The sequence below is a fragment of the Actibacterium sp. genome (assembly GCF_041584535.1).
Lineage (GTDB): Bacteria > Pseudomonadota > Alphaproteobacteria > Rhodobacterales > Rhodobacteraceae > Actibacterium_D.
Window position 1 is genome coordinate 1 of the sequence record NZ_JBFHDW010000287.1, and the last position, 3,301, is coordinate 3,301.

A 3,301-nucleotide genomic window follows, 5' to 3' on the forward strand; every position below is an offset into this window, starting at 1 on the left:
CATCCCTTCAACAGGTTGGTCACGCGCGGCATGACCAGATAGGTCATCAGCACCACCTGAATCACCGCGATCAACAGCGTGCGCGACCAATGCGGCCAGTCCGCAGTCAGCGGCAACACGATCAGTTGCAGCGGATAGACCAGCACGAACACCACCGCGATCAGCGTCAGCGCCATCTTGTGCTGCGACGGCGGCTTGCCCGCTGGAACCTTTGGCAGATCGAACCAGAATTCCAGCCCGGTCACCCGGCGCATCTGGCTTTCGCCTTCGACCATATCGCCCAGTTTCTCGACCCAGGCGGCACGGGTTTTCGAGCGTTCCCAGTTTTCGCAATTGGCCCAGTTATCATAGCGATAGATCAGCACATATTGCCCGTCGGTCTGCCCCGACGGGCGCAGGATGTTCACGCCCTGATGGCCGGGAAAGCCCGAGGCGGCCTCGATGATGCCATGCACCCAGGCCTCATAGTCTTCTTCATGGCCCGGCTTGATCCGCCGCGAGATCGAGACCGTGACCGGGCCCTCGGCCCCCGGTTGGACCTCGACGCCATTGGTCATTTCAACGGGCCTTTGGCCTTGCCGCCAATTCCCCAGTTTTCACCGGGGATTTCGCGGATACAGACGCGCACGGTTTCAATCGGCGCGCCGACGGCCTCGACGGCGGCATCGGTCAGCTTGGCGATCAGCGCCGCCTTTTGTTCGGCCGAGCGGCCTTCGATCATGGTGACTTCGATCAACGGCACGGGTCAGGCTCCTACAGTAAAGGCGACGGTGCCCAGACGTTCAACCTCTAGGCTGACCGCCTGCCCGACCGCCATCGGAATGGCCGCCGTGGCGCCGCCGGCCAGAACGATGTCACCGGGGTTCAGGCTTTCGCCCGCCTGCGCCACCATCCGCGCCGCCGCGACCAGCGAGCGCACCGGGTTGCCAAGGATCGCCGCGGACGAGCCGATCTCGCCCGGGCGGCCGTTGATCGACAGCACCATGCCCAGATTGGAAATATCGGTGTCCGGCGCCGACCAGTTGCCGATGACGAAACCGGACGACGACGAATTGTCGGCGATCACGTCCCCCACATCGAACTTGAACGCCTTATAGCGGCTGTCGATAATTTCCAGCGCCGGGGCGATGGCGGCGACGGCATTCATCGCCTCCAGCGCCGAGACCTCGCCCGCCAGCGGCGACTTGATCAGAAAGGCGATTTCCGGCTCGACGCGCGGATGCACGTATTTCGAGATCGAAACCACGCCACCCTCCTCTTCGCGCATCGCGTCGGTCAAGCGGCCCCAGATCACCTCGGACACGCCGACCTGTAGCATCTTGGCGCGGCTGGTCAGGCCCATTTTCACGCCAACACGTTTTTCACCACGGGCATAGCGGCGCTGCATCGACAGCGCCTGCACGGCATAGGCCGCGTCCATGCTCAGGGGGGTTTCATCCGAAAACTGCGGGATTTCGGTCGCGTTGCGCGCGGCCTCATCCACGATTTCGGCCATTTTTTCCAATTCGCTCATTCGGCGGCCTCCTTGGATTTCAGCATGTCCAGCGCCACGTCGACGATCATGTCTTCCTGACCACCGACCATCTTGCGCTTGCCCAGTTCGACAAGAATTTCGCGGGTGTCCAGACCATAGGTGTCGGCGGCCCGTTCCGCGTGGCGCAGGAAGCTCGAGTAAACCCCGGCATAGCCCAGCGTCATGGTTTCGCGGTCAACCCGCACCGGGCGATCCTGCAGCGGGCGCACCAGATCTTCGGCCGCGTCCATCAGTTTGAACAGATCGCAATTATGCTCCCAGCCATAGAGATTGGCGACGGCGACGAAGGCCTCAATCGGACAATTGCCCGCGCCCGCGCCCATCCCGGCCAGCGAGGCATCGACGCGGTAGGCGCCATGCTCGACCGCGACGACCGAGTTGGCCACGCTAAGCGACAGGTTTTCATGCATATGCGCGCCGCGCTGGGTTTCCGGTTTCAGCGCCTTGGCATAGGCGTCAAAGCGTTCCTGCACGCCTTTCATGGTCAGACGACCGCCTGAATCCGTCACGTAAACGCAATCGGCGCCGTAATCTTCCATCATCCTGGCCTGCCGGGCCAAGGCGTCGGGTTCGGTCATGTGGCTCATCATCAGAAAGCCCGACACGTCCATGCCCAGGTCCTTGGCGGCGGCGATATGCTGGGCCGAGACATCGGCCTCGGTGCAATGGGTCGCCACGCGCACCGACTGAACCCCCAGATCGTGCACCCGCTTCAGGTCTTCGATCGTGCCGATCCCCGGCAGCAACAGCGTCGTCAGCCTGGCGGTTTTGCAGACCTTGGCGGCCTCAGAGATCCACGCCTCGTCAGTGCATTTGCCAAAGCCATAGTTGAAGGTCGAACCGGTGATGCCATCGCCATGGGCGACTTCGATCGCATCCACGCCAGCCTCGTCCAAGGCCTGAGCAATCGCCCGCACATGGCCCAGATCATACTGGTGCCGAACCGCATGCATGCCGTCGCGCAGGGTGACGTCCTGAATATACAGCTTGGTCATCTTAAGCGGCCTCCACCCATTTGCGCTTGGTTGCCAGACGTTCGGCCGTGCGCAGCGCCGCCGAGGTCATGATGTCAAGGTTGCCCGCATAGGCCGGCAGGTAATGCGCGGCACCTTCGACCTCGAGAAAGATCGAGACCTTCAGCCCGGTGAAATCACCGCCCATTTCCGGGATATGCAGCGGCGCGTTGTTGCCGATGCGTTCGAACTGGACCTCTTGTTTCAGGCGATAGCCCGGAACATAGGCCTGCACCTCGGCCTCCATCTGTTTGATCGAGGCGCGGATATCGTCTTCGTTCGCGTCCTCGCACAGGCAGAACACGGTGTCGCGCATGATCATCGGCGGCTCGGCCGGGTTCAGGATGATGATGGCCTTGCCACGGGTGGCGCCGCCAACGGCCTGAATGGCATGGGCCGTGGTTTCGGTGAATTCGTCGATATTGGCGCGGGTGCCCGGACCGGCCGAGCGCGAGCTGATCGAGGCGACGATCTCGCCGTAATGCACCTTGGCGACGCGGTTGACCGCCGCGACCATCGGAATGGTCGCCTGACCGCCGCAAGTGACCATGTTGACGTTGGTCTCATCAAGGTTGGCGTCGATATTGACCGCAGGCACGGTGAACGGACCGATGGCCGCCGGGGTCAGGTCGATGACCTGTTTGCCGTCGCGCTGAAGGATCTCGTTGTGATGCTTGTGCGCCCCGGCCGAGGTGGCGTCGAATACGATGCGAATATCCTTGTATTCCGGCAGCTTGAGCAGACCGTCAATCCC

General features: G+C 62.6%; 5 protein-coding genes. All 5 read right to left on the reverse strand.

Annotated elements, in window-relative coordinates; genetic code table 11:
- The coding region (locus tag ABYW26_RS12410) for an antibiotic biosynthesis monooxygenase (protein WP_372605214.1) at window positions 1-557 on the reverse strand (557 nt) is incomplete at its 3' end.
- Entirely contained in the window at window positions 554-742 is a 189-nt protein-coding gene (locus ABYW26_RS12415) for a 2-hydroxymuconate tautomerase (protein ID WP_372605215.1), read from the reverse strand. The genes ABYW26_RS12410 and ABYW26_RS12415, both read right to left, overlap by 4 nt.
- A gap of 3 nt (window positions 743-745) precedes the next feature.
- Window positions 746-1,513: a 2-keto-4-pentenoate hydratase gene (locus ABYW26_RS12420; RefSeq protein ID WP_372605216.1), complete on the reverse strand. Its 768-nt coding sequence runs from the start codon at window positions 1,511-1,513 to the stop codon at window positions 746-748.
- Window positions 1,510-2,529 carry a 4-hydroxy-2-oxovalerate aldolase gene (gene dmpG / locus ABYW26_RS12425; protein WP_372605217.1) on the reverse strand — a complete coding sequence of 340 codons (1,020 nt, stop codon included), beginning with the start codon at window positions 2,527-2,529 and terminating at the stop codon, window positions 1,510-1,512. The genes ABYW26_RS12420 and dmpG overlap by 4 nt, the downstream gene beginning before the upstream one ends.
- 1 nt (window position 2,530) lies before the next feature.
- On the reverse strand, window positions 2,531-3,301 hold a 771-nt coding region (locus tag ABYW26_RS12430), incomplete at its 5' end, for an acetaldehyde dehydrogenase (acetylating) (protein ID WP_372605218.1).